19 protein-coding genes and 2 pseudogenes are annotated in these 24,128 nt (G+C 72.2%); 7 read left to right on the forward strand and 14 right to left on the reverse strand.

Annotation, left to right across the window (positions count from 1 at the left end):
* Positions 1–38: 38 nt before the first annotated feature.
* The 3 genes from ACWD3O_RS27705 to ACWD3O_RS27715 all read right to left on the reverse strand — a co-directional run bounded on the left by ACWD3O_RS27705 (position 39) and on the right by ACWD3O_RS27715 (position 3,139).
* Entirely contained in the window at positions 39–641 is a 603-nt protein-coding gene (locus ACWD3O_RS27705) for a CBS domain-containing protein (RefSeq protein ID WP_451417754.1), read from the reverse strand.
* 80 nt (positions 642–721) lie between these two features.
* The gene (locus ACWD3O_RS27710) at positions 722–1,705 is read right to left on the reverse strand and encodes an Acg family FMN-binding oxidoreductase (protein WP_451417755.1); all 984 of its coding nucleotides are present in this window, start codon (positions 1,703–1,705) and stop codon (positions 722–724) included.
* 24 nt (positions 1,706–1,729) lie between these two features.
* Complete coding sequence (locus ACWD3O_RS27715; protein WP_451417756.1) at positions 1,730–3,139, reverse strand: nicotinate phosphoribosyltransferase; 1,410 nt, start codon at positions 3,137–3,139, stop codon at positions 1,730–1,732.
* A 337-nt stretch (positions 3,140–3,476) separates the two neighbouring features.
* On the opposite strand from ACWD3O_RS27715, the gene ACWD3O_RS27720 reads away from it, so the two are divergent.
* A complete protein-coding gene (locus tag ACWD3O_RS27720; protein WP_451417757.1) occupies positions 3,477–4,334 on the forward strand; it encodes a universal stress protein in 858 nt (285 codons plus the stop codon).
* A 269-nt stretch (positions 4,335–4,603) separates the two neighbouring features.
* Positions 4,604–5,278: a CBS domain-containing protein gene (locus ACWD3O_RS27725; RefSeq protein ID WP_451417758.1), complete on the forward strand. Its 675-nt coding sequence runs from the start codon at positions 4,604–4,606 to the stop codon at positions 5,276–5,278.
* Between the two features lie 333 nt (positions 5,279–5,611).
* Here the strand turns inward: ACWD3O_RS27725 and ACWD3O_RS27730 are convergent, their stop codons facing one another.
* From ACWD3O_RS27730 to ACWD3O_RS27750, 5 genes are all read right to left on the reverse strand, one after another.
* Positions 5,612–6,055, reverse strand: a complete 444-nt coding sequence (locus ACWD3O_RS27730) for an ATP-binding protein (RefSeq protein WP_451417759.1) — start codon at positions 6,053–6,055, stop codon at positions 5,612–5,614.
* A 302-nt stretch (positions 6,056–6,357) separates the two neighbouring features.
* The gene (locus tag ACWD3O_RS27735) at positions 6,358–6,684 is read right to left on the reverse strand and encodes a hypothetical protein (RefSeq protein WP_451417760.1); all 327 of its coding nucleotides are present in this window, start codon (positions 6,682–6,684) and stop codon (positions 6,358–6,360) included.
* A gap of 254 nt (positions 6,685–6,938) precedes the next feature.
* The gene (locus tag ACWD3O_RS27740; RefSeq protein WP_451417761.1) at positions 6,939–7,967 is read right to left on the reverse strand and encodes an alcohol dehydrogenase catalytic domain-containing protein; all 1,029 of its coding nucleotides are present in this window, start codon (positions 7,965–7,967) and stop codon (positions 6,939–6,941) included.
* Positions 7,968–8,190: 223 nt separating this feature from the next.
* Entirely contained in the window at positions 8,191–9,744 is a 1,554-nt protein-coding gene (locus tag ACWD3O_RS27745; protein ID WP_451417762.1) for a bifunctional aminoglycoside phosphotransferase/ATP-binding protein, read from the reverse strand.
* Entirely contained in the window at positions 9,737–10,612 is an 876-nt protein-coding gene (locus ACWD3O_RS27750; RefSeq protein ID WP_451417763.1) for a universal stress protein, read from the reverse strand. The genes ACWD3O_RS27745 and ACWD3O_RS27750 overlap by 8 nt, the downstream gene beginning before the upstream one ends.
* A 271-nt stretch (positions 10,613–10,883) precedes the next feature.
* Between ACWD3O_RS27750 and ACWD3O_RS27755 the strand changes: the two genes are divergently transcribed.
* Both ACWD3O_RS27755 and ACWD3O_RS27760 read left to right on the forward strand, forming a co-directional pair.
* Positions 10,884–11,690: a universal stress protein gene (locus tag ACWD3O_RS27755; protein ID WP_451417764.1), complete on the forward strand. Its 807-nt coding sequence runs from the start codon at positions 10,884–10,886 to the stop codon at positions 11,688–11,690.
* A gap of 221 nt (positions 11,691–11,911) precedes the next feature.
* Positions 11,912–12,844, forward strand: a complete 933-nt coding sequence (locus ACWD3O_RS27760) for a DUF1918 domain-containing protein (protein WP_451417785.1) — start codon at positions 11,912–11,914, stop codon at positions 12,842–12,844.
* Positions 12,845–13,060: 216 nt separating this feature from the next.
* Here the strand turns inward: ACWD3O_RS27760 and ACWD3O_RS27765 are convergent.
* Positions 13,061–13,351: pseudogene (locus tag ACWD3O_RS27765) on the reverse strand (transposase); the annotation flags it as partial.
* Between the two features lie 33 nt (positions 13,352–13,384).
* Positions 13,385–14,062, reverse strand: a complete 678-nt coding sequence (locus ACWD3O_RS27770; RefSeq protein ID WP_451417765.1) for a CBS domain-containing protein — start codon at positions 14,060–14,062, stop codon at positions 13,385–13,387.
* A gap of 166 nt (positions 14,063–14,228) precedes the next feature.
* Here ACWD3O_RS27770 and ACWD3O_RS27775 point away from each other — a divergent pair, with 166 nt between their 5' ends.
* The 3 genes and pseudogenes from ACWD3O_RS27775 to ACWD3O_RS27785 form a co-directional block, all read left to right on the forward strand.
* The gene (locus ACWD3O_RS27775; RefSeq protein ID WP_451417766.1) at positions 14,229–15,113 is read left to right on the forward strand and encodes a universal stress protein; all 885 of its coding nucleotides are present in this window, start codon (positions 14,229–14,231) and stop codon (positions 15,111–15,113) included.
* Positions 15,114–15,173: 60 nt separating this feature from the next.
* Positions 15,174–17,582 (forward strand): glycoside hydrolase family 65 protein, encoded by a 2,409-nt coding sequence (locus ACWD3O_RS27780; protein WP_451417767.1) that lies wholly within the window; start codon positions 15,174–15,176, stop codon positions 17,580–17,582.
* A gap of 122 nt (positions 17,583–17,704) precedes the next feature.
* A pseudogene (locus ACWD3O_RS27785) lies at positions 17,705–18,082 on the forward strand (IS701 family transposase); the annotation flags it as partial.
* Positions 18,083–18,250: 168 nt separating this feature from the next.
* Here ACWD3O_RS27785 and ACWD3O_RS27790 read toward each other — a convergent pair.
* The 4 genes from ACWD3O_RS27790 to ACWD3O_RS27805 form a co-directional block, all read right to left on the reverse strand.
* Complete coding sequence (locus ACWD3O_RS27790) at positions 18,251–20,605, reverse strand: AAA family ATPase (protein ID WP_451417768.1); 2,355 nt, start codon at positions 20,603–20,605, stop codon at positions 18,251–18,253.
* The gene (locus ACWD3O_RS27795) at positions 20,580–21,245 is read right to left on the reverse strand and encodes a flavin reductase family protein (RefSeq protein ID WP_451417769.1); all 666 of its coding nucleotides are present in this window, start codon (positions 21,243–21,245) and stop codon (positions 20,580–20,582) included. The genes ACWD3O_RS27790 and ACWD3O_RS27795 overlap by 26 nt, the downstream gene beginning before the upstream one ends.
* 115 nt (positions 21,246–21,360) lie before the next feature.
* Entirely contained in the window at positions 21,361–22,176 is an 816-nt protein-coding gene (locus tag ACWD3O_RS27800; RefSeq protein WP_451417770.1) for a 4'-phosphopantetheinyl transferase family protein, read from the reverse strand.
* The gene (locus ACWD3O_RS27805; protein ID WP_451417771.1) at positions 22,173–24,113 is read right to left on the reverse strand and encodes a beta-ketoacyl [acyl carrier protein] synthase domain-containing protein; all 1,941 of its coding nucleotides are present in this window, start codon (positions 24,111–24,113) and stop codon (positions 22,173–22,175) included. The genes ACWD3O_RS27800 and ACWD3O_RS27805 overlap by 4 nt, the downstream gene beginning before the upstream one ends.
* Positions 24,114–24,128 lie beyond the last annotated feature (15 nt).

The raw sequence follows: 24,128 nt of genomic DNA on the forward strand, positions 1-24,128 counted from the left end.
ACCGGGTGCACGACCCGTGACACCAGGGACAGTTACCCTCAGCACAGGTCGAACTGGACGTCCACCACCCCTTCCACGGACCCGACCAGCCTGGCGACCAGTGGCAGGACGGACGTGTCCTCCACATGGCCGCTCAGCGTCACCACGCCGGACCGGACCCGCACGTGCAGCGCCGATGCGGGCTCGGGGACGAGTTCGGCCATCACCTCCCGGCGCACCGCCTCGACCAGCTCCTCGTCACGGCGCAGGAAGACCTTGAGCAGATCGCTCCTGCTGACGATCCCCAGCGGCCGGCCGACCTCGTCCGTGACCGGCAGCCGCTTGAGGTGTTCGCGGGCCATGATGCGCGCCGCCTCGGTTACCGGGGCATCGGGGCCGACACACACGGCGGGCGCCGTCATCAGCTCTTCGGCGCGCTGCCCGGCAGCCTTGACGGCCTGCTCCATCGCGTGCGGCGACTCCGACAGGCGCAGGACGCGGTCCCGCCGTGCTTCCTTCGACAGCAGGTCGGCCTCGGAGACGATCCCTACGACCCGATCGTCACGGACGACCGGTAGGGCTCCGACGCGGCGCCGTTGCATGCATTCGACGATCTGCACGAACGTGGCGTCCGGACCCACGGCGATGACGGGGTGCGTCATGAGGCGGGCGACAGAGGGATGGTGAACGCCCACAGTTCTCCCTTCGGCCACCGGTGACGGACTCACCGGACTTCACGGACTCACCGGACTTCGAGGATGTCGTCGACGGGGCGGCGTCGCGTCGCGGCTCCGGTCGGTCCGTACCCCAGGCGGAGGAGCATCTGGACAGCTCCGCGGCCCTGGAGGGGGTCGCGCAGCATCCAGCGGAGGGAGCGGCGTTCCAGCGGCTGTGTGGTCAGACCGGTGGCCACCTGGACCGTGGTGGCCGCGAGCAGGACGCGTTCCAGGGCTTGTCCGGCGACCACCCAGCGCGGAGGGTCGTCGTCGGCCGTGGAGAGGATGGCCAGTTGCGGATGGCGTTCGAACGGGACGGTGGCTCTCTCCCGGCCGATGCCGTGTCCGAAGTCGCGGGTGCGCCAGGCGGCGTCCCGGCTCTGCGGGCCGACGGCGGACCAGGGCACGCCGTCGGTGGCCAACTCCGGGGCGGTGCCGACGCGCAGCCAGCGGGCCTCGTCGGGGTCTCCCGCGTACGCCGCATGGGCTTCCGCCTCGGTGATCAGGTCGAGGAGGAAGCGGACGTGCCAGCCGCCGGGAAACTGCAGACGGGCGCCTTCGGCCTCGGCCTCGCGGGACAGGAGCTGCTTCAGCTCGTCGGGCAGGGGGTGGTCGTCGAAGGGGAACCGGCTGGTGTGGCGGCGCGGCAGCGCCGGGTACAGGCTTGCCAGGGCTCCTGCGGCCGCGGCGGCTCCAGCCGTGCCCGGTCGAATGCGGGCGACCAGCCGGGGGTCGTCGCTGTCGGGCAGCACGGAGGTGTGCAGGACGAGGCCGCTGTGGGCGGCCGCGACCCTCAGGTTGAACAGGGCGGCTCCGCAGCTGATGTACTGCGCCCGGTGGTCCGGGTCGGCATGCGGCATGTCGCGTTCGGGATCGGCGCGCAGGTCCAGCACCCCGGCTTCGCTGTGGTATACGAAGCGCCAGGGCTGTGCGTTGTGCATGGAAGGCGCGGTGGCCGCGTCACGGACGAGACCGCGGACCGTCGGAGGGGATACGTGCGACGTCGACATGGTGCTCTCCCTTCGTATCCAGCGTCACTCGGCCTCCCTGGGAACGCCAGGCCTGGCGGTTGACCCGCGTGCGGAGCGGAGGGCTTCTGCGTCCGCCGCGGCCGTCGAGGCTGCCGCATTCCGCTCCGTACGGGCGCGTACGCGGTCGGTCAGGTCGTCCAGCTTGTGCGAGGTCACCGCCCGGGGCTGCAAGGGCGAGTGGATACGCCGGGCCTCATCGGGAAGACCGGCGAGGTCAGCCGTGAATCTGGCGTGCAGATCGGCCAGGGATGGTCGGGGCCCGGTCCGCCGTCCGTCCGTCATCACCGTCTCGAGCAGTGACTCGCCATCCGGGGGCGGGGGCTCCTCGGCCAGACCGATCACGTCGGCGAAACCGGGGCGCCTGAAGACCTGCTTGGCGCCCGGAGCGGTGACCTTGCGCTGCGACAGCTTCATCACCGGCCGGCCGTCGTACTCCACCAGCTTGTAGGCGGAGTCCAGGTACGGGGCGTCGGCCGAGACGCCGACCTTCGTTCCCACCGCGAACACGTCGACGGGGGCGCCGCCGCGCACCAGCTCGTCCACGGCGTACTCGTCGAGGCCGCCACTGGCGACGACGCGGACCTCGGACAGGCCCGCCTCGTCGAGCAGGGACCTCGCACGCCGCGCCAGTGCTCCCAGGTCGCCGCTGTCCAGGCGGACCGCCGAGCCCGCAGCGCGGTCCAGATCCCGCAGGACCCGGGCGGCGACGGTGACGCCGCGCTCGGTGTCGTAGGTGTCCACCAACAGGGTGAGCGGGCCGGGATGGCAGCGGGCGAAGGCACGGAACGCCTCCTCCTCCGTCGGGAAAGCCTCCACGAACGAGTGGGCCATCGTGCCCACGGCCGGTATCCCCTCGGAGACCGCAGCCTCCACGTTGCTGGTCCCCGCGAAGCCCACCACGGCGCCAAGGCGTGCGGCCTGGTGGCCCGCCTGCGGACCGTGGGTGCGCCGCAGGGAGAAGTCCACGACGGGGTGGTCGGCCGCGGCGAGCACGCAGCGGGCGGCCTTCGAGGCGATCGCGGTCTGATGGTTGACCTGGTTGAGCAGGCAGGTCTCGACCAGTTGCGCCTGAGCGGCGGGCGCGGTCACCTCAAGGAGGGGCTCGCCCGCGAGGACGATCCGCCCCTCCGGCACCGCGCGGACCTCCCCGGTGAACGTCAAGCCGTGAAGCGGTTCGACGTCGCGCCGCGGCCTGTTCAGCGCGTCGGCGAAGACGTCCACCTCCTCGTCCCCGATCCGGTAGTCCGACAGCAGATCCAGCACGGACTCCACACCGGCGGCCACCAGGAATCCCCGCTCCTCCGGCAGATCACGCACGAAGAGACTGAACGTGGCGGGGCCGCTCATCTCCTCGTGCCGGTAGCACAGGGTCATGGTGATCTCGTAGAGATCGACGCTCGTCACCTCGGACATGGGCACCTCTTCTAGCGGAAACGTCAGGACGCCCTCAGCCGGCACGAAGCCGAGGGACGCTGCGGGAGACCCTGTTTCGGGTGGCAATCGCTCGGCCAAGGACATCCGCCGGTATCCGAGTCCCCCCTTTCGATGAAAGGCATCGGGCCGACGGCCCGGTTGCGGAGCCGGCCGTTCGTGGAACGCTTGTGGTGAGGTGCCCGAACGGCGGTATGCAGAGCCTGCAAAGCGTCCCGGCGTGAACGGGTACGCCAGCCCTCGGCCGCGCTGTCCGATGCCCACACTCGGCTCCGGCCTCTGCTCGGCGGCGCGTCCGGGCACCGCATCAGGAGAGATTATGAACAGTCCGGAACGTCCTGAGATCGTCGTCGGGATCGACCCGGCCAGGAACTGGCGCCTGCCCGTCTTCTGGGCGGTGGACGAAGCGGAACGGCGCCGATCGGCCCTGCGGCTCGTGGTCGCCGTACCGCCTCCACGGGACAGCCAGCACGTCGACGACACCCCTCGCTTCCAGACCCAGGCCATCGCGGCCAAGAACGCCCTGGCCTCCGCCGCCGACCGGGTGCGCGAGCAGGGGCGCGGGATCCAGGTCACCACCGCCCTCCTCGAAGGGGAGCCGGCCCGCGTCATGGCAGGCTTGTCCCACGAGGCACCGATGGTCGTTCTGGGGTCCCGCCACCTCAGCAGGCCCGAGGAGTTCCTGAGCGCCGGCTCACTCGTCGTCCCCGTCACCGCACAGGCCCGCTGCCCGGTCGTCGTCGTGGGCGACATGGAGCACAGCACCCAGGCCACGCCCTACCTGGTGGCGGGGGTCGACGGCAGCGAGCCGTCACGGGCCGCCCTCGCCTTCGCCCTGGAGGAGGCACACCTGAGGGGCTGCGAACTGCGGACCGTGGCCGCCTGGGAACCACCCATCTTCACCCGCCGCCCCGAACGCGCGGCGCTCCAGATCGAGCGCCGACGGCTCCGAGAGGTCACCTCCGCCCCGGCGGCACGCCACCCGGACGTGCCCGTGACCCACGAGGTCACCGTCGGCTCCCCCGTGGAAGTACTCGCCGAGGCGGCCGAACACGCGCTCGCGGTGATCGTCGGCCGCCGGGGCCACGGCGGCTACACCGGCATGCGCGTCGGTTCGGTCGTGCACGGACTCCTGCACCGGGCCCACTGCCCGGTCATCACCGTTCCCCGGGACTGAGGCCCGCGGTCCGCGGTCCCCGCGAGTGGACCGGGCAGCCCCGGCAAGGGTGTGGCTCGGCGACCGTCCCCTCCCGGCCCGGCCGTGCGCCTCCCTACAGCCGAGGTCGGCTCGCACGACAGTCGCCCTTTCCGCAGAATGATCCGTGTGCCCCACATGGAGTGCCCGGCACACCGCCGCACGGGATGGCCGGCCCGTACCCGCAGGAACGGGCCGGGCCGGCCTGACACGGGTGGTCACGCTCCGAACGCCCGGAGGAGAGGAGGGACATGCAGCACAGGACAGTCGCGGAACGCATGACCCGGGACGTCGTCAAAGCACGGCGTGACCTGCCTTTCAAGGAGATCGTCAGGCTCCTGGCGGAGAACGACGTCACCGCAGTGCCGGTGGTGGACGACCTGGACCGGCCCATCGGCGTGGTGTCCGAGGCGGACCTGCTGCGCAAGAGCACCGATCAGGCCGACGTCTCGGGCGGGGTACCCGTTCCGCATCTGGAGGCATGGGAGCGGGCCAAGGCCGAGGGGTCCCGCGCAGAGGAATTGATGTCGGCTCCCGCCGTGTGCGCGCGTCCGGAGTGGAGCGTCGTGGAGGCCGCCCGCCTCATGGAGACCCAGCACGTCAAGCGACTGCCCGTCGTGGACGAGACGGACCGGCTCCTGGGCATCGTCAGCCGCGGCGACCTGCTGCGGGTCTTCCTGCGCCACGACGACGCCATCCGCGACGAGATCACCGAGGACGTGCTGCGACACACGCTGGGGTTCGCTCCCTCCGCGGTGAGGGTCGAGGTGCATGAGGGGCGGGTCGACCTCAGGGGTTCGGTCGAGTACAGGAGTTTGATCCCCGTCGTCGAGCGACTGTGCCGAAGCGTCGACGGCGTGGTCTCGGTGGCGGAGCACCTCACGTACCGGACCGACGACATCGGACGGCCCCCCGCCGCCACATGAGACGAACCACCCGGACGCGCAAGGGCTGCACCTGCCGGAAAGACACGGAAACCGGCGGGTCATGCAGAACCAGCCGCGGATGTGGGCGGCCAACGGCACCCGTGGCAGCGGGTGTGCACCGCGCTGATGGCCCAGGCCCGCGAAGAGGCCGACCTCCACTGGGTGGTCGAACGCGTGCTGACCGACCACGGCTCCTGCTACAGGTCGATGCTGTTCATCGAGAACCTCACCTCGGCCGGTATCGCCCACACCTCCGAGAACGAGCGGACCGAATGGCCCACCGGTTGCGGCGCGGCCGGACCCGCAGCAGACCGCCGGCCTTCGACAGTGAGCTCAACAAGGCCCGCCTCTTGGAGGGGATATGGGGGTGCGGTGCAGCACCGCCGTCACACGCTTGCCGTCGGTCGTGGTGTGCGCGGTCAGGGAGACGCTCAGGTGTTGGACTATCTCCAGTCCGTGGCCCCCGACCCGTGTCCCGTCCGCTGCCGAAACCACGGGCTGCCGGCGCGAGGTGTCATCGACAGACACCTCCAGCGTCTCCGGGTCGAATCCTGCCGCGATGTGGAGCTGGAAGCGGCTGTCGGTGTATTTCACCGCGTTGGTCACCAGCTCGGACACGACGATGAGGAGCTGTTCCTCGTCCTCGGGTGACAGCTCCGCGCCGGTACCGCGCAGAGAGTGCGCGTACTCCCGTGCGAGGCTGCGACAGCCGGGGATGCTGGAGGAGTCGCAGGGCCACCATGCACTGTGGACACCGGGATGCTGAGAGGGGGGCACGGGACAACCATTCGGGAGGGTGGGAGGACATCACTCCTCCCGGATCGCCGACCAGACTTCCCGGCACACCAGCGCATCCCCGTGCGTTGCCTGGAGCGTACCCCCGATCACACCGCGCAACAGCACGCAATGCCGGATCGACCGTCGTCCGCACAAGGACCACCGCCATGCAGGGTGAGTCTTGTCAGACAGACCGTGGGACGCCGACCGACTTCCCGGTACACCGCGCGCCAACTCTTGCCGCGTTCTCTCCACCGTATCCACCGGTGGGCAAGCTGTCCGTCTCGCACACCGCCGCAAGATCACTTGGGCGTCAGGTTCTGATCAGCCCTGGCGGAACACGCACCACATGGCGACCAAGGTTTCCGTCGACGGGGAGGCCAGGGCGCGGCCAGAGGCGCCCAGGGCACCGGTGCGGCCGCATGAACGAACGGGCCGCCACGGATCGCGGCCGCCTGCATCACCGCGCGCGCATCCAGTCCTGCCGGGCCGCTGCGCGCGACCACCAGTAGCGAGCAGCCGTACGCGACGGCCACCTCGAGCAGGCCCTTCGCCTCACAGAGACGCCCGTCACGGTTGGCGGGGCGATGGTAGGCGGCAGGCCGGTAGGCGATCTCGGCGCGGGCCACGTGCGGCAGCGCCCGCCCCGCAGTCCGGCCAGGCTGGAGCGCGCCTGAGACCAGGTGAACGTGACGCGAACCCGCTCGTAGTCCGCGAGGCGAGGCGAGGCGAGGCGGGACGGGCGGCGCAGTGTCGTCCTTGGAGATGGTTTGCCAGTGCACGGGCGCTCCTTCCTACGCCTCTCTGTCCAGGGTCGCCCAGCTTCGGCCGGGACGCAGTGCGAGCCGGGCGAGCCCGTCGCCCCTGGCGGAACCCGGGTGCTCTACTCCCGGCGCAGCAGGACCTTGAGGCCGCCGGTGTCGATTCCGTGGGAGAACACCTCGTAGGCCTCCTCCATCCGGTCGAGCCCGAAGGTATGGGTCACCAGTTCGGAGATGTGCAGGCGGCCGGATGCCACCAGGTCGAGCAGCCAGGGTGTCGAGGAGGTGTCGACCTGGCCGGTGCTGATGGTCATGTTCTTGCGCGACAGCGCCTCCAGATGGAGCGTGGCCGGTCTGCCGGGTGTGCTGACGTTGGCGATGTGCCCGCCCGTGCGCACGATCCGCGTGCACAGGACGAAGCTTTCCGGGTCTCCGGCGGCTTCGACGGCCACGTCGGCCCCGGGCCCCTCGGCCAGGTCGGCGATCAGCCGGCCGGGGAGCTCCGCGGCGTCGGCCCCCAGGCGGGTGGCGGCTTCGAGCCGGGAGGGGGAGCGGTCCACGGCTATGACCCTGCGCGGCGAGCAGATCCGCGCGGTGATGACCGTGGCGAGCCCGATGGGACCGGCCCCCACCACCGCGACGGTGTCTCCGGGGCCCACGTGTCCGTTCCGGACACCGACCTCGTAGGCGGTGGGGAGGACTTCGGCGAGCAGGACGGCCTCTTCGAGCGTCACGGTGCCGTACAACCGTCGGGTGGAGTGGTCGGCGAAGGGTACGCGTACCAGTTCGGCCTGAGTCCCGTTGATCAGATTCCCGAGGATCCATCCGCCGCCGCCGTGGCACTGTCCGTAGGTGCCGTGGCGGCAGAACTCGCAGTGCCCGCAGGCCGACACCGACGAGACGATCACCTGATCACCTGGTGTGACGGAGTGAACATCGCGGCCCACTTCCACCACCTCGCCGACGGCCTCGTGGCCGAGGACGGTCCCTGGCGCGACCTCGGGCACGTCTCCGTGCAGGATGTGCAGGTCGGTGCCGCAGATCGTCGTGGCGTCCACCCGCACGACCGCGTCCCTCGGGTCCTCGATCGCCGGATCCGTGACCGTGTCCCAGGAAGCCTCTCCGGGGCCGTGGTAGACGAGTGCTCGCATGGGGTCACCCACTCCCTGGGCTGCCTTGACTCTGCTTCCCCTTCAACCGTCGCCCTCAGGGCACGTTCGGGCAACTGGGCCCTGCAGGGTTTCGGCATCGCCGAAAAGAGTGGATCCGTGGATGCCTGCCGTACGGCTCGAGCCGTGTCGACGCTCCCGCACCGCCCATGCTCGGCTTGGTCTCCCTGCTGGGACAACGGTTGGAGTCCCAGGTCGGCCGTCTTCAGTCCGGCTCCATGTAGGGGCGGCGGAAGAGCGGTGCCCGGTCGTCGGCCTGCGGTCGGACGGCCGCCACTGCCTGGGCCACCGCCGCTTCCAGGGGACCACTCGTGTCGACCCTGACTGCCTCGGGCCACGACGTCTGTGTGGCAGCCATGGCAGAGACCACGTCGAGGTCGGCGTCCGACGCCCCGGGTGCGCGGGTCGCGAGGCGGTCGGCTGATACGTCACCCGGGACGTGGCAGTGCAGGGCGACGAGTTCGGCGTGGGCGTGTTCGGCCAGGCGCAGAGCGGCTTCGCGCTGTCCCGCGTCGTGCCAGGTGGCGTCCAGGACGACGGATTCCCCCTGGGACAACAGGGCCGATGCTCGGTCGAGCAGAGCGGCGTACGTCCTGCCGGTCCGTTCGGGTGTGTAAAGGCCCTCGCCGTAGGCCGCCGCGGCCGGCTGTTCCACAGGGATGCCCGCCAGTTCCTTGCGCAGGCGGTCGCTGCTGAGCAGGGAGAGGCCCAAGCGGTCGGCGAGCGCGCCCGCGAGTGTGGACTTGCCGCTGCCCGGGAGTCCGCCGACGAGGACCAGCCCGACGGCCGAGGCACGCAGGTGGCGCAGGGCGGTCGTGATCAGCCGGCATGCCGTCGCCTCCGCGCCCGGAGTGCCCTGACGCGCCTGGACCAGAGAGACCTTGACCCGGACGAAGGCGCGGTAGGCCACGTAGTGGTGCCGGAGGGAGGGTGGTGCCGGGTCGCCGGAGTAGGCGCTGTACTCGGAAAGGAAGAACGCCGCGGCCTCGGAAGCGCCGAGCCGCTCCAGGTCCATGGCGAGGAAGGCGGCGTCGTCCAAGCCGTCGACCTGGCGGAGCCGGTCGTCGAACTCCAGGCAGTCCAGGACGCGTGGGCCGTCGTCGAGACAGAAGATGTCGTCGGCCAGCAGGTCTCCGTGGCCGTCGACCACCCGCCCCTGCTCGATTCGTCCGTCGAACAGCGGTTCGCGTCCGGCGAGATAGCGGCGCACCAGGCGCTCGATCTCCTCCACCCCGTCGGGCGCGGTACCGCTGTCGGACAAGGCGCGCACCTGGGCGAAGCTCGCTTCCCAGCGTGAGGACAGCGCGTCACGCGTCCCCTGCTCGTCCACCTCCCGGCTGCGAGGTGCGTTCGCGTGGTGGGTGGCGAGCAGCCGGGCGACGGCGCGAAGGGCGCCCTCGACGGCCGCCCCCTCCTGTACGAGGCGGGAGAGGCGACGCTCCGCGGGCATACGGCGCATCACCACGACGGGCTCGGGCGCGTCGGTGTCCGGGCCGAGGAATTCGCCGACGCCGAGATAGACGTCCGGAGCGAAACGACGATTGAGGGCGACTTCCCGCTCACAGGCGGCCCGCCTGGCAGTCACCGTGGTGTAGTCGAGAAATGTCAGGTCGACCGGCTTCTTCGCTTTGTAGACCCGGTCCCCCACGAAGAACACCACCGCGCTGTGGGTCTCGCACGCCTCCGCGCGCGCGAGGGACGGAGGCACGCCGGCACCCGTTCGGCGCGCCGAGGCCCTGCGCCGGCTCGGCTCAGTCATGGGGCACGACTGCGACGGGACAACGGGCGTGGTGCGCGGCGGCCTGCGTGACGGGTCCCAGGCGTGGTGTCAGGGGTGGGTGGTGCCTGCGCCGGCCGACGATCAGCAGGCCGGCGTTCACAGCAGCTCCGACGACTGTCCTGGCGGGACTGTCCAGGCGGATCATGTCGGCCACCGCGACGCCGGGAAACTTCTCACGCCAGGGGCGGAGCGCCTGATCCAGGCTCTTCTGCGCCTCCTGCCTTTGCTCCTGCGTCACTGTCCGGTCGAGACCCCAGGAGGCGTACGCGTGGACCGGCAGGCTGCGGCCATGGGCCACGCGGACGGGGACGCCCCGCGCCTCGGCGGTGGTGAAGGCGAAAGCGAGCAGTTCGTCGCACGAACCGTGCAACTTCAGAGCCACCACCACCTCTCCCGGCGCGCCAGCCTCGGACACATGGCCTTCTTCCCGCCGGTCGGCGCGGACCAGGATCACGGGCCGTTCGGCGCATGACACGACAGACATGCTGACATCACCGAAGAAGTAGCTCTCGGCGGAAGTGACACCCCGCGACCCGAGCACGAGCATCTTGGATTCGGACGCCGCCCGGAGCAGCGCGTCGCGGGGGTCCTCGGCGACCAGATCGCTGACAACGGTCAGGCCGGGGCTGCCCTTCTGCAGTTCCGCCTGGGCACTGCGCACCAGCAGCTTCGCCGAGTGATTGTGCTCGACCTCCGCGGGGATGCGGGTCGGTTCGGGCGCCAGCTGGGGCCAGGCGTGCAGCAGCCGCAGGGGGAGGTCGCGTCGCACGGCTTCACCGGCAGCCCAGCGAGCGGCAGCCAGGCTCTCGGGTGAGCCGTCGAGGCCGACGGTGAGGAAGCCTTCCATGGCGACTGCCTCCATCTCGTAAGAAGCTGGAAGGGCGGTGGGCGTTGCTCCTGCGGGCTGCCGCCACCCGGTGCGTCCGCAGCCGTCACGCCGGTGGCGGAACGCACTCGATACGACGCACGGGCGTCGGCGTAGGCCGACGGAACACTGTGCTCCTCCATCGAGGACTACCTCAGATCTCTTCGCCGCGCACGTTGTCCCCGGTGAGACGGCGGTCGTGCGGTCCGGAAGACCGAAACAAGGGAGGTGGGGAGCGGTGACAGTTCCCCTGATGGTCGGTATCGACGGATCCGAGTCAAGCCTCGAGGCGGTGGACTGGGCAGCGGACGAGGCGCTCCGGCACGCGGTGCCCCTCCGGCTCGTCCACGTGGCCGCCGCGGACCCCGAGGCGCCCGAGCTGGTCTCCGTCGCCTCGGAGCGAGCCAGGAAGGGCGCGCCGACCGTGCGGCTGTCCGCCGAGGTGGTCCCCGGCGACGCCGCGTCCGCCCTGATCGGCAAGGGCCGCAACGCCTTCGCCCTGGTGCTGGGGTCGAGGGGTCTCGGAGACCTCGCCGGAATGCTCCTGGGCTCGGTCAGCCTGTCCGTGGCCGCTCATGCGGACTGCCCGGTCGTCGTGGTGCGCGGTGGGGCCGAGCACCGCACCGACCGGTTCGGGAGGGTCGTCGTCGGAGTCGAGGACGGGGAGGGCAGTGGTACCGCGGTGCAGTTTGCGTTCCGCGAGGCCCGTGCGCGGTGCTGCCGGCTGGTGGCGGTGCACGCCGGGAGGAGCATTCCCCGCGAGACCCCGAGGTCCTCGCTTCTGTCCGAGTACGCCTCTCAAGCAGTGCGACGCCCACCGGCCCAGGTCCTGACCGATGCGCTGAGTGACCCTGCGCGGCAGTATCAGGACGTGCTCGCGAGCGCTGAGGTGGTCGAGAGTTCGGCGCGACGGGCACTCCTCGATGCCGCCTCCGGCGCCGACCTGCTCGTCGTCGGGGCCCGGAGGCGACATGGTCACACCGGTTTGCAGCTTGGCCTGGTGAACCACGCGGCGCTGCATCACGCGCCTTGCCCGATCGCGCTGGTCCCGCAGATATGAAGGCGGCAGCACCACCAGGGTCGGCCTCGGTGGCCTTCGGGGCGCCGGCGCCGCGGCGGGCAGGGCATCGCACGCTGACCGCCTCGCAAATTGCCTTCCCTTCGGACGGTTCCGCCCGGGCCGTTCGGCTACCCGGGCGACAAGGTTGGCCGTCCCGTGCAGCGGCACCCCGCCCACGGGGCGTGAGAAAGAAAGACAGCACTCCGGAAATGGCGGCGATCATGCGAGCTCACCTCGGCGATCAACTCGTGGTCGACAGTCCTGCCACCGGTGCCACCAGGCGCGACGGCGAGATCATCGGACTCCACCACGAGGACGGAACGCCTCCCTACGACGTGCGCTGGTCCGACACGGACGAAGTGACCCTCGTCTTTCCCGGCCCCGACGCACACATCCGGCATCTGGAGCACGGCCCCAGGAGCGCACACGAGCCATCCCGGCCCCGTGCGGAACAGCCGGGCGCGCGCGCAACCCCCGAGGAGGACCACGGAGCACCTCCTGGCAGGGCGTCCAATTACAGTGACATCGGCCGGCGCATCGCCACCGAGCGAACGCGCCAAGGACTGACCAGGGAGGAGACGGCCCGCCGCGCGGGTATGGCGACGGAGTATCTCGCGTACCTCGAAGAACAGTCGGCCGACCCGACCACGGCCAGTCTCATCAAGCTGGCCCACGTGCTGGGCACCACCATCGTCGCTCTACGCGGCGGCGGCACCGATCGCCCGCCCGGTCGAGGCCGGGCGCTCCTGCGCCCACATCTGATGGAGCTCGACCCCGAGGCATGCCTCGCCCGGCTCTCCACCCACGGAGTGGGACGCGTCGCCGTGTCGGCACCGCAGGGTCCGGCGGTGGTTCCGGTGAACTACGACGTCGTCGACGAGGTGATCGTGTTCCGGACCGCCCCGGGCTCGATCCCGGCGGCGGCCGTGGGACCGGAGGTCGCCTTCGAGGTCGACCATGTGGACGAGGCCACGAGCCAGGGCTGGAGCGTTCTCGTCGTCGGCCCCGCGCACGTGGTGACCGAGCCCGACCAGGTGCGGAAGCTTGCCGATCTCACCCACACCGAGCCGTGGGCGGGGGGCCGTCGTGGGATGTGGGTGGCGATCCGGCCCACGCGCATCACAGGGCGCCTCATCGCTGCGGCCGAAGGGTGAGGGGGAAGAGGAAGGCGCCTGAGGTTCGTGATGTAGTCGGCCCGTGGCATGAGCGAGCATGCGTGACGCTCTCCGCAGGTGGACGGATCGGTCTGGCCGGAGCGGCGGCTGCGTTCGGAGTCGCCTTCGGCATGACCCGCTACGCCTTCGGTCTGACGCTGCCCGACATCCGGAAGGACCTGGTGCACTGCGAGCTGGTCCTCAGTCTCATCGCGACGAGACCGTCCATTCCACGGCCCCGACGGAGTCGTCGCGGACCTGGACCTCCTCGAGCATGCGAGCCCGGGTTCCGTCCGCCTCCCAGCGGGCGAACCGTGCGCAGACCGCCTGCCACAGCCCATGGCGCTCCGGCAGGTGACACCGCGGAGTACCCGTCCGCAACCGCCACAACAGCCCGTTGGTCACCTGCCGGTGATCCCGCCACGGCCGTCCCTGCCCGTCGAAACCCGGTAACAGCGGCGCTATCCGCTCCCACGACACATCCGTCAGCTCACCATGACCCACCACAAGATCAATTATCAGACAGGTCTTAGTCAGGCGCTACCGGTCACCGTCACGGTCGACCGGAGTAATGGGCTCACCTGTGAGATGCGGCTCGACGTCCACCACGCCCTCGATGGCGCGGATGAGCCGCACGGCGACGGAGATGAGCGACGTGTCGTCGATGTGACCGCTCAGCGTGACGACGCCCTCATGGACGTCCACATGGATCGCGTGACTGACGGCCGGGAAGAGGTAGGACACCACGGTGCGCCGGACCTCCTCCTCGATGTCTTCGTCCGGACGCAGGAAGACCTTCAGCAGATCGGCGCGGCTGACGATGCCCTGAAGCATGTCCAGGTCGTCGACCACCGGCAGTCGCTTGACGTGCCGGACGGCCATGACCCTTGCGGCCTGGGCCAAAGTGGTGTCGGACCGGACCGTGACCGCGGGGGTGCTCATGAGCTCGCCGGCTGTCACCGCCCCCGCCTTGACGAGGTCGGACAAACGCTGCCGCTGCTGGAAGAGGTTCGGTTCGCTGTCCCGGAACTCCTCCTTACGCAGCAGGTCCGCCTCGGAGACGACGCCGACGACGCGCCCTTCCCCCTCCAGCACCGGCATGGCACTGACCTTCCACTGCTCCATGGTCTGCACGATCTCCTTGAACGGAGCGTCGCGTCCCACAGCTACGACCGTCTGCGTCATCACATCGCTCACGATGTGCGGGGTCTCGGACATTTCAGACCTCCCACTTACACTCCACCACCATCATCGCAAATCGACCCGATGCAACCCAGCCGCGTCTACTCCCGGAGTCCGGCTTTGTGTCGCGACTGATCCGGGGCGGTGCGACGGTGGAATCAGGCAGTTCTCCCGGTGACCGGGCAGGAAGGCGGTAACGGCCATGACCATGGAGGAACTCCCACTGGTCGTGGGTGTCGACGGATCGGCTTCCAGCTTGCGCGCCGTGGACTGGGCGGTGGACGAGGCGGCACGCCTCGGGCTGCCCTTGCGGCTCGTCCACGGCTCCCTGTGGGAGCGCTATGAGGGAAGCAGTCCGTCCTTCAGTACCGACCGCCCGGACGACGAGGGCATGCCTGAACGCATCATCGCGGCCGGCACGGAACGCGCCCGGTCGCGCAACCAGAAGGTCGAGGTGTCGGGCGACGTCCTGCCCGACGATGCCGAGACCGTACTGCTGAACGCGGCGCACGAAGCCTCAGCCGTGATCACGGGCTCCCGCGGCCGCGGCCAGGTGGCCGGGCTGCTGCTGGGATCGGTCGGCCTCACGGTAGCCGCCCACGCGGTGTGCCCTGTCATCGTGATACGAGGGAAAGAGCGGAACCAACAGGGCTCCCCAGGTCGGGTGGTGCTGGGAGTCGGCGACTCCACCGAAGGCTCCGCCGCCCTGAGGTTCGCCCTCCGCGAGGCGGAGACACGCGGCAGTGTCCTGCATGCCGTGCGGGCCTGGCGGCGTCCCGCCCACAAGCACGTGAACCGTCCACTCATGGTGGACGACTCCGCCGTCGCTCACGAGCAACGAGCGTCCCTTCTCGTCACCGACGCGCTGAATGGCGTGGTGCGTGAGCACCCAGAGGTGGACGTGCTTCGCCAAGCACGTGAAGGCCCCGCCCACAAGGTCCTTCTGGACATGTCGGCCGACGCCGACCTGCTGGTCGTGGGCGCGACCAGGCGGCACGGTCAGTCCGGTCTGCAGATCGGCAGGGTCGCCCATGCCCTGCTGCACCACGCCGAGTGCCCGGTGGCCGTCGTCCCGCAACGGGCCTGAACACCGGCGTGTGTCACATGCCCGCACACATCTCGTGGGGCAAGGAAGCGAGGCCGACCGATGTCGGAGTGGACCTGGGAATGGGGTGCCTACCACCCCGCCTCCGAACAGCTGCGCGAAGCTTTGTGCACGCTCGGCAACGGATACTTCGCCACTCGCGGCGCGGTGCCCGAGAGCAGGGCCGGGCTCGTGCACTACCCGGCAACCTACGCCGCCGGCGTCTACAACCGTCTCGAGTCCACCGTCGCGGGGCGTCAGGTGGTGAACGAGGACTTGGTGAATCTTCCCAACTGGCTGCTTCTGCGCTTCCGCCTCCGGTCCGCCGACGGATTGGTGGGCCCCTGGTTCTCTCCCGACAGACGGCAGCTGTTCGACCACCGGCACATCCTGGACCTGCGCCGCGCCACGCTGACGCGCACGTTCCGTTACCGGGACGACAGGGCAGGCCTGGTGGGCGTGGAGCAAAGCCGTTTGCTGAGCATGGCGGATCCCCATCTGGCCGCGCTGCGGTGCGTCCTCACGACCGAGGAGTGGTCGGGCGAGGTCGAGATCGAGTCCGTCCTCGACGGCGACGTGACCAACGGCAACGTCCACCGCTACCGGGCCCTCAACGGGCACCACCTGACCCGGGTGGGAACAGGGGAGGCGGGCACCGACACCACGTGGCTGCGTTGCAGGACGAGCAACTCCGACACCGGAATCGGCATGGCGGCGCGTACGGTCGTCGTGGGGCAGGCGCCCGCGTCGTCCGAGCTTCGTCCGTCCCGCCACCGTGTGGTGCACCGACTGGTGGTCCCGATCGCTCCGGGCCGACCCGCCGTGGTGGAAAAGACCGTGGCCCTGCACACCTCACGCGACCGGGCGATAGCCGACCCGCTCGGTGCGGCGCTCGACCGGGTGGGCAGAGCCGGGGACTTCGCGGCGCTCCTGCGCGTCCACACCGCGGCCTGGGCGCAGCTTTGGCACCGGGCGGACATCCAGGTGCCTGGAGAGGCGGGCCGTGTCCTGCGTCTGCACCTCTTCCACCTGCTGCAGACCCTGTCGCCGCACACCGCGGAACTGGACGTGGGCGTGCCGGCCCGCGGGCTGCACGGTGAGGCGTACCGGGGCCACGTCTTCTGGGACGAGCTGTTCGTACTGCCGTACATGAACCTGCACTTCCCGGAGGTCTCGCGGGCGTTGCTGGACTACCGTCACCGGCGTCTGCCGCAGGCATGCCGTGCGGCGGGCGCAGTGGGCCGGACCGGGGCCATGTACCCGTGGCAGTCCGGCAGCGACGGGCGTGAGGAGAGCCAGCAACTGCACCTCAACCCCCGTTCGGGCCGTTGGCTGCCGGACAACTCCCGTCTCCAGCACCACGTGGGCTCCGCGATCGCCTACAACGTGTGGCAGTACTGCGAGGCCGCCGGGGACACCGAGTACCTGCATACCAAGGGCGCGGAGATCCTGTTGCAGATCGCCCGCTTCTGGGCGGGCACCGCGGAGTTCGATCCCGAGCTGGGCCGCTACCGCATCAGGGGTGTGGTCGGCCCGGACGAGTACCACGACAGCTACCCGGATGCCGAGCAGCCGGGCGTGGACGACAACGCGTACACCAACGTCAGCGCCGCCTGGGTTCTCAGCCGTGCCCTCGATCTCGTACGGCGACTGCCCGCCTGGCGCCGGGCTGAGCTGTTCGAGCGCATCCAGCTGGACGACGTCGAACTCCCGGTGTGGGAGGAGGTCTCCCGGCGACTCCATGTGCCTTTCCACCAGGGTGTCATCAGCCAGTTCGACGGCTACGGCGATCTCGCGGAGCTGGACTGGGACGCGTACCGGGCGCGCTATGACAGCATTCGGCGTCTGGACCGGATCCTCGAGGCCGAGGGCGACACCGTCAACCGCTACCAGGCCTCCAAGCAGGCCGATGTGCTGATGCTCGGTTATCTCTTCCAGCCCGCCGAGCTGCGAGGGCTCTTCCGCCGGCTCGGGTACGACGTGGACGACGAGGTCTGGCGCAGGTCCGTCGACCACTACCTCAGGCGCACCAGCCACGGCTCCACTCTAAGCGGGCTGGTGCACGCCTGGGTTCTCGCACGCTCCCGGCGGGCGGAGGCGTGGACGTACTGTCAGGAAGCCCTGCGGCAGGACATCGCCGACGTCCAGGGCGGCACCACCGGCGAAGGCATCCACCTCGGCGCCATGGCCGGAACGCTGGACCTGGTGCAGCGCGGCCTGACCGGGCTGGAGACCCGGGAGGACGCCCTGCGGCTGGACCCCGTACCGCTTCCGGCGCTGTCGGAATACGGGTTCTCACTGCGCTACCGCAGCCACTGGGGCATCGGCGTGCGGCTGCGCAGCGGGCAGTTGGGGATCGGCGTGCCCGATTCGGAGGAGTTCCCCATCCGTGTGGCCCTGCCCGACCGGGCCGTCACCGTCGCGCCTGGGGAGACCTGCACACTCCTGCTGCCGGAGGGGCCGGAGGGGTGAGGGATGCGGCGCGCCACGCTCTCCGGACTGGGGGTTGTCAGGTGCGCCGGTGCCAGGAGGACGCTCATGATCGTTCTGCGGCCGCCGGGTGGTGGCGCTACCGTGCCGCCTCGCCCAGCGCTCGCAAAGGCGCGCACGGCCAGCGGATGTTCGACTGGGCGAGGATGGAGGTCCGTCCCCGGCACCGGCCCGACCGCCGGCACTGGGTCATCGCCTGCCGCAGCATCAGCAGACCCGACGAGATCTCCTACTTCATCGCCTACTGTCCCGCCGGGACCACGCTGGACGAGCTCATCCGGGTCGCGGGGAGCCGGTGGGCGATCGAGGAATGCTTCCAGACCGCGAAGCAGGAGTGCGGCCTGGACGACTACCAGGTCCGCCGCTATCCCGGCTGGCACCGCCACATCACCCTCGCCATGGCCGCCCACGCCGCCCTGACCGTCCTGCGGGCCCACGCACTCGACACCGGGAAAGCAGAAACGGATCCTCCCAGCTCATAGCCCTGAGCCTTGCCAAGATACGCCGCCTCATCCACCGGCTCGCCCAACGCCACTTCGCCCCCGTCGAACAGGTCCTGCACTGGTCGACCTGGCGCCGACGACGCCAACACCAGGCCGCACCTGCCACTACAAACGACGAGGCCACAGCCCATAAGCACCGTTGGAGTACTAGGAGGCGCCCGCGGTGGCGGCCGGCCGGGCTCCCGCGCCCAGCAGGGTGGCCAGGTCCGCCCGGGACGTGACGGACAGTTTGCGGTACACGTTGGTCAGGTGCTGCTCGACCGTGCTGGGCGTGACGTACAGCCGGGCCGCGATGGCCCGGTTGGTGCAGCCGGCGGCGGCCAGGGCGGAGACCCGGCGTTCCGCGGGGGTGAGCAGGGCGGCCGGATCGGTGTCCGCGCCGTCCGCGGCCAGCTCCCGCCGCGCCCGCGCGGCCCCGGGACGCCAGTCGGCGGCTCCGTCGGGGGGCGTGTTCCAGAGGGCCAGCAGGTCGCGGCAGGCGTGGAAGTCGCCGAGGGCGGCCCGGTGGCTGCCCGTGGCCGACAGGTGGTGACCCCGGGCCATCAGGTAGTACAGCCCGGCCCAGGAGGTGAACATGTGCTCCGGCACCGGCACCCGCAGCAGACGCGCGGCCTCGTCGTGGGCTCCGAGGGCGGTCGCCGCTCGGACGGCCGCCGACAGGGGGACGCCCACCGCGGCGCCCCAGGCGGCGGGGCCCAACAGGGCCAGCGCACGCCCCGCCGACCGGGCCGCGGTGTCGTAGGAGCCCGTCCGGGCGTGGACGACGGCGGTCACGGCGGCCAGCACCGCCTGCCGGGCCGGGGTGGTGCGGGCGGGATCGGCGCCAGTGGTCTGCGCGCACCACCGGTCGGCGTTCCCGGTGCGGCCGGCGTGCAGGAGCGTGGCCAGCAGCGCCGCCACGGACGGCGCGGGCGCGTGCGCGTGCAGCGCCGAGGTCAGCACCTGCTCGGTCACCGCCTCGAGGTCGGGCACGGCGAGGGCGGGGCCGCCGCCCGGACGCGCGCCCGCCAGGGCGGCCTGCAGTTCCTGCGCGTGCGGGGTGCGGCCGAGCGCCGCGGCCGCGCGGGCGGCCGCGTCGGCCCGCCCGTGCCACAGCAGCAGACCGGCCGCCGTCACGATGTGGGCGGGGTCCCCCTTCTTCCTCGGCGCGGCGAGGTGGTGCTCGAGGGCCGGCAGGTGCCGCAGCACCGCGGCGGGGTCCGTCTCCCATTCGGCGCGCGCCAGTTCCCGCACGTACGCGGGCGACGGGGTGTCGCCGGGGTCGCGGTGGGCGGCGCGCAGGAACTGCGCGGCGTGATGGGGCCGGTGGGTGCGCAGGGCGTGGGACGCCGCCTCGGTGAGCACCGGACGAGCCCAGACGGGTGCGGGACCGGCGATGTCCTGCGCGGCCGCCAGCAGGTGGGCGGCCACGGCCGCGGGCGGGGCACCGTGATGATGCAGGACGTCCGCGGCGCGGGCGTGGAGCCGGGCGTCCTCCTCGGCGGTGAGCTCCTGCAGCACCGCGGCGCGTACTCCCGCGTGGCGCAGCCGCCCGGCGTCGAGCAGCCCCGTCGCGTCCAGCAGTTCCAGGGCGAGCGCCACGTTGTGCTCGGAGTCGGACAGGAAGCGGGCGAGGAGGGTGAGGGTGGCGTCGCCCGCCAGCAGGGCCAGGGCGCGCGCGGTGCGGTGCGCGGCCGGCCCGGCGGCCCGCAGGCAGCCGCGGACGGCCTGGCGGAAGGCGGCGCCGGCGACCGGCCGGGCGGGGCGGACGGGGCCGCAGCCGCGGTGGTCGTCGAGGAGGGCGTGCAGCAGCCGCGGGTTGCCGCCGGTGAAACCGTGCCAGGGGCGGGCGAGCCGCCGGGCGGCCGCCGGTTCCACGACTCCGGCCCCGGCGGAGGTGAGGAAGTCCGCCACCGCGTCCTCGGGAAGGGGCTCCAGGCGCACGGCCGTGGTGCTGCGCGGATGCCGGAGCAGTTCCGCCAGCGGCACCGACGGCTCGGCGGGCCGCTGCCCGGCCAGGACCAGCAGCGCACCGGTGGCGGGCAGGCGACCGCACAGGTACAGCAGGCAGCGGACGGACGGTTCGTCGGCGTGGTGGACGTCGTCGACCAGGAGGACGACGGGCCCGGCGGCGGCCCGGGCGCGCAGCGCGTCGTGGAGCGCCGCGGGGCCGTGCGGCGCGGTGGGCGACGGTCCGGCGGGCGGCGCGGTGGTCGGAGGTCCGGCGGTCGGGGGCGCGGTGGGCGGGGGTCCGGCGGTCGGGGGCCCGGCGGGGGCGAGGCCCGCGCCGCTCAGGAGCTGGCCCACGACACCGTGCGGCAGGTCGGTCTCGGCAGGGGTCGCCAGGGCGCTGAGCACCGTCGCGCCGGCCGCCGCGGCCCGGTCCGCGAAGGCGTGCAGCAGGGCGCTCTTGCCGGTGCCGGGGCTGCCGGTGACGAGGGCGGCGGCCGCCCGTCCCTGCCCGGCGCCGGTCAGCAGTCGCTCCAGCGAGCCGAGTTCACCGCCCCGCCGTATCAGCTCCACGGGCGTCTCCCAGGTCGTCGGCGGTGTCCTCCTGGAGAGTGTGACGAGTGGTGTGGAAGGCGCGCTGGTACCAGACCAGAGCCTGGCTCGACCCGCAGGTGAGGGACGCGACGGGGGTCGCGAGGAGCAGGTCGTGGTCGCCGGCGGGGAGCACGTCGGCGAGGACGCAGCGCAGGGCGAGCGGCGCGTCCGGCAGGTAGAGGGGTCCGCCGCCCGGCCAGGCGCGGAACTCGCCGCCGGCGAACCGGTCGGCGTGGGGCCCGGCGAACCGGCGGGCCAGCCGGTCGTGGTGCTGGGCCAGGACGTTGACGGTGAACTCGTCGGTCTCCAGCAGGGGTTGGTGGCTGCGGGAGCCCCGCGTGACGCCGAGGAGGATCAGCGGCGGCGTGAGCGACACGGAGGTGACGGAGCTCGCGGTGAAGCCTGTGGGCCGGCCGTCGGGCCCGAGGGCGGTGACGATGGTGACGGGGGCGGCGAGCAGCGCCATGGCGTCCCTGAACTCCCGTGCGCCGATGGGGGTACCGGAGGCGGGAGCTCCTGCGGGGGCACCCGAGGGAGCACCCGTGGGAGCCACGGCGGGGCCCGCGGCGGGCGGAGCGCCCGCGCGGGCCGGGGAGGTGGGCGCGAGGGTCAGGGGCACGGGCGTCTCCTGGGGGCGGCGGGGAGGTCCGCCCCCATCGTGGGTCCTCGGCCGTGCGGCGGAGAACCCCAGACCCCGGGGCCGCATCCCTTGCCGGTGCCCCTGGGGTCGCCCCCTACCCGGGCAGCGGTCGGGGCAGCGCCACCGACCTGGGGACGGCGCGTCCCCAGGGGAAGCCGTGGTGCAACTGCAGCACGGGCGGAGTGTCGGGGTCGGCGAGGACCGCGACGGCCGCCAGCACGTCGGGCGCCGGCTCCAGTTCGACGAAGCGCCAGTGGCGCTCGGTGTCGTTGTCCGGCGGGATGAAGCCGGTCACCCCACGGTCGTCGGCGAGGGTGAAGGAGAACGAGTCGAAGGGCAGGCCGAGGCCGAGCCCGCGGGCCTTGGAGTAGGCCTCCTTCAGGGTCCACAGGCGCAGCACCCGCCGGTCGCGGGGGCGGCCGGGCGGCGCCTGGGCGATCCAGCGCCGCTCGCTCTCGGCGAAGGTCTCCACGATCGCGTCGAAACCCTGGTCGCCCCGGTCGAGGCGTTCGACGTCCACGCCGATACGGTGCCGCCGCACCACGCCGAGCAGGTTGTGCCCGTGGGTGTGGGAGAGGTTGAAGTCGAGCTCCCGGCCGCCGCGCGGCAGTCCGCCGGGAGGCTTCTGCAGGAACGGCCGCCCGCGGGGCGACCGCCAGATGACGGCGTCCGCCTCGGGTGTTCCGCTCTCCACGGCCAGGACCCGTCGGACGAGCGCGTGGGCGACGAGGTACTGCCGCCGGTCCCGTTCGAACAGGAAGCCGTTGGCCGTCTCCTGCTCCTGTTCGTCGAGCCAGTGCGCGGCGAGGGTGGCGGCCACGCCCGGGGCGAGCTGGTCGTTGGGGCAGAACCACAGCTTCACCGGCTCCGGCGAAATGGCCTGCCCGGCGTGCGGGTCGAGGACGGTCACGTCGGCCGCTCCGTCCGGCCGCCGGCGGGGGCGGCGGACGCGGTGGGCACGTCCAGCCAGTACGGCCTGCGCAGGAAGACGGACGGCGGGGGCGACCAGGGCGTGCCCGGGGCGCGCGGACCGTCCTCCAGGGCCGCCCAGTCGACGTCGAGGCCGGACAGCCACAGCCGCAGGAGCTGGTCGAGGCGTCCGCCGCGCCACAGGGCGGCCAGGTAGTCGCGGGTCTCCGGCACGGCGCCCAGGCCGAGCGGATCGGCGTCGCCGCCCCGCAGGTCGGCGTGGTGGGCGCCCGACGGGGGCGTCCCGGTCTCCGCGAAGTCGCGCAGCGCACGGGCCAGCCCCGGCACGTCGTCGGCCACGAACGCGAGACGGCACGGCAGGGCGGCGCGCCCCACCCGCAGGGCGCGTGCCACCGCGGCGAGGGCGGGCTCGGTGGCGCCTTCGCCCTTGCCCTTGCCCTCGCCCTCGCCCTCGGACAGTCGCTCGGCGATCCGGGCCGCGTCGGCCCGCAGGTGCGCGGGCGTGGCGGCCGACAGGACGACCGGTTCGCCCCGGCCCGCGGTCCACGGCACGGGACCCGACGCCGGCTCCGGCCGCGCGGGCAGGTGTTCCTCGACGACGGCGCGTGAGGTCGGGCAGCCGGGGGCGGACACCTCGACCACGGCGGCGCGGGCCACCTCCTGGCCCCGGTCGTCCCGCGGCCGCGGCCACGGCGCGGCCGCCTCGCCGCTGCCGTGCGGCGGCAGCAGCAGGCCGTGGCGCAGCTGGAGCACCGCGGCGGTCAGGGCCGCGAGACCGGTGGCGGCGCCCGCGTCGCCGATGCGGGCGGTGGTCGTCCCCCGGGTCTCGTGCAGGACCGCGGGCGGGGCTCCGGCGGGATCCGGGAGCGCGCCGGGGAAGCCGGTCGCGGTGGCGCGGACCACGGCGTGCACCTGGTCGCCGTCGGCGAGGGCCGCCTCCAGCGGCTTGACCACGAGGGCCCCGACGCCCTCCCCCGCCAGGTCACGGCCCCGGGACGGGTGGAGCAGGAGTTCGACGCCGCCGACGAGCGCGGCGGCGCACTCGCCGCGCCGCAGGGCTCCGGCGGCCAGGTGCAGGGCGGTGAGGGCCGAGGACTCGGCCGTGTCGACGGCCTGGGCGGGCCCGGTCAGGCCGAGCAGCGTCACCAGCCGTCCGGTCAGGCCGTAGTGGCCCGTGCTGGGGCTCGGGCAGCGGCCGCGGGCCCACGCCTCGGCGCCCAGCAGGGCGTAGTCGAAGGTGGTCGCGCCGACGAAGACGCCCAGCGCCCGGGGCTGCCCGTGCGGGCCGGTCAGGGCGTCGAGGCGGCACCCGGCGTAGCCGGCGTCCTCCAGTGCCTCCCAGGCGACCTCGAGGAAGAGGCGTTCCTGAGGGTCGATCAGCGCCGCGTCCTCGGGGGCGACGGCGAAGAACTCGGTGTCGAACCCGTCGACGTCGTCCAGGAAGTGACCGCGCGCCCGGGCGTCGAGCACCGGGGGGCCGGGACGCCGGGACGGGGCGGGTGACGAGGTGTCCCGGCCGGAGCGCAGGTTCTCCCAGTGCGCGTCCAGGTCGGGGGCCTGCGGATAGCGCCCGGCGAGGCCGATCACCGCGAAGCGGTCGCCCACCGGGCGGGCCGTCCGCGCCGGGTACGCGGCGTCCTCCGGCGCGGGGGCGGCCGTGCCGCCCGGAGCGCGGAGGGCGTCCGGGACGGGGGCGGTGTCCGGCACAAGGAAGGCGTCCGGCGTGCGGAGGGTGTTTGGCACGGGGAAGGCGTCCGGCGTGCGGAGGGTGTCCGGCGCGGGGAGGCCGTCGGGTGTGCGGAGCCCTTCCGGCTGCTGCGGGAGGGCGGTCGGTGCGCCCCGGCTCAGCAGGCGCGCGGCCTGGGCGCGGTCGAGCGTGCCCGTCTTGAACCGGGTGAGGATCTCTCGGTCGTCCATCGTCCTTGGTCTTTC

Source organism: Streptomyces sp. NPDC002640 (genome assembly GCF_053592575.1).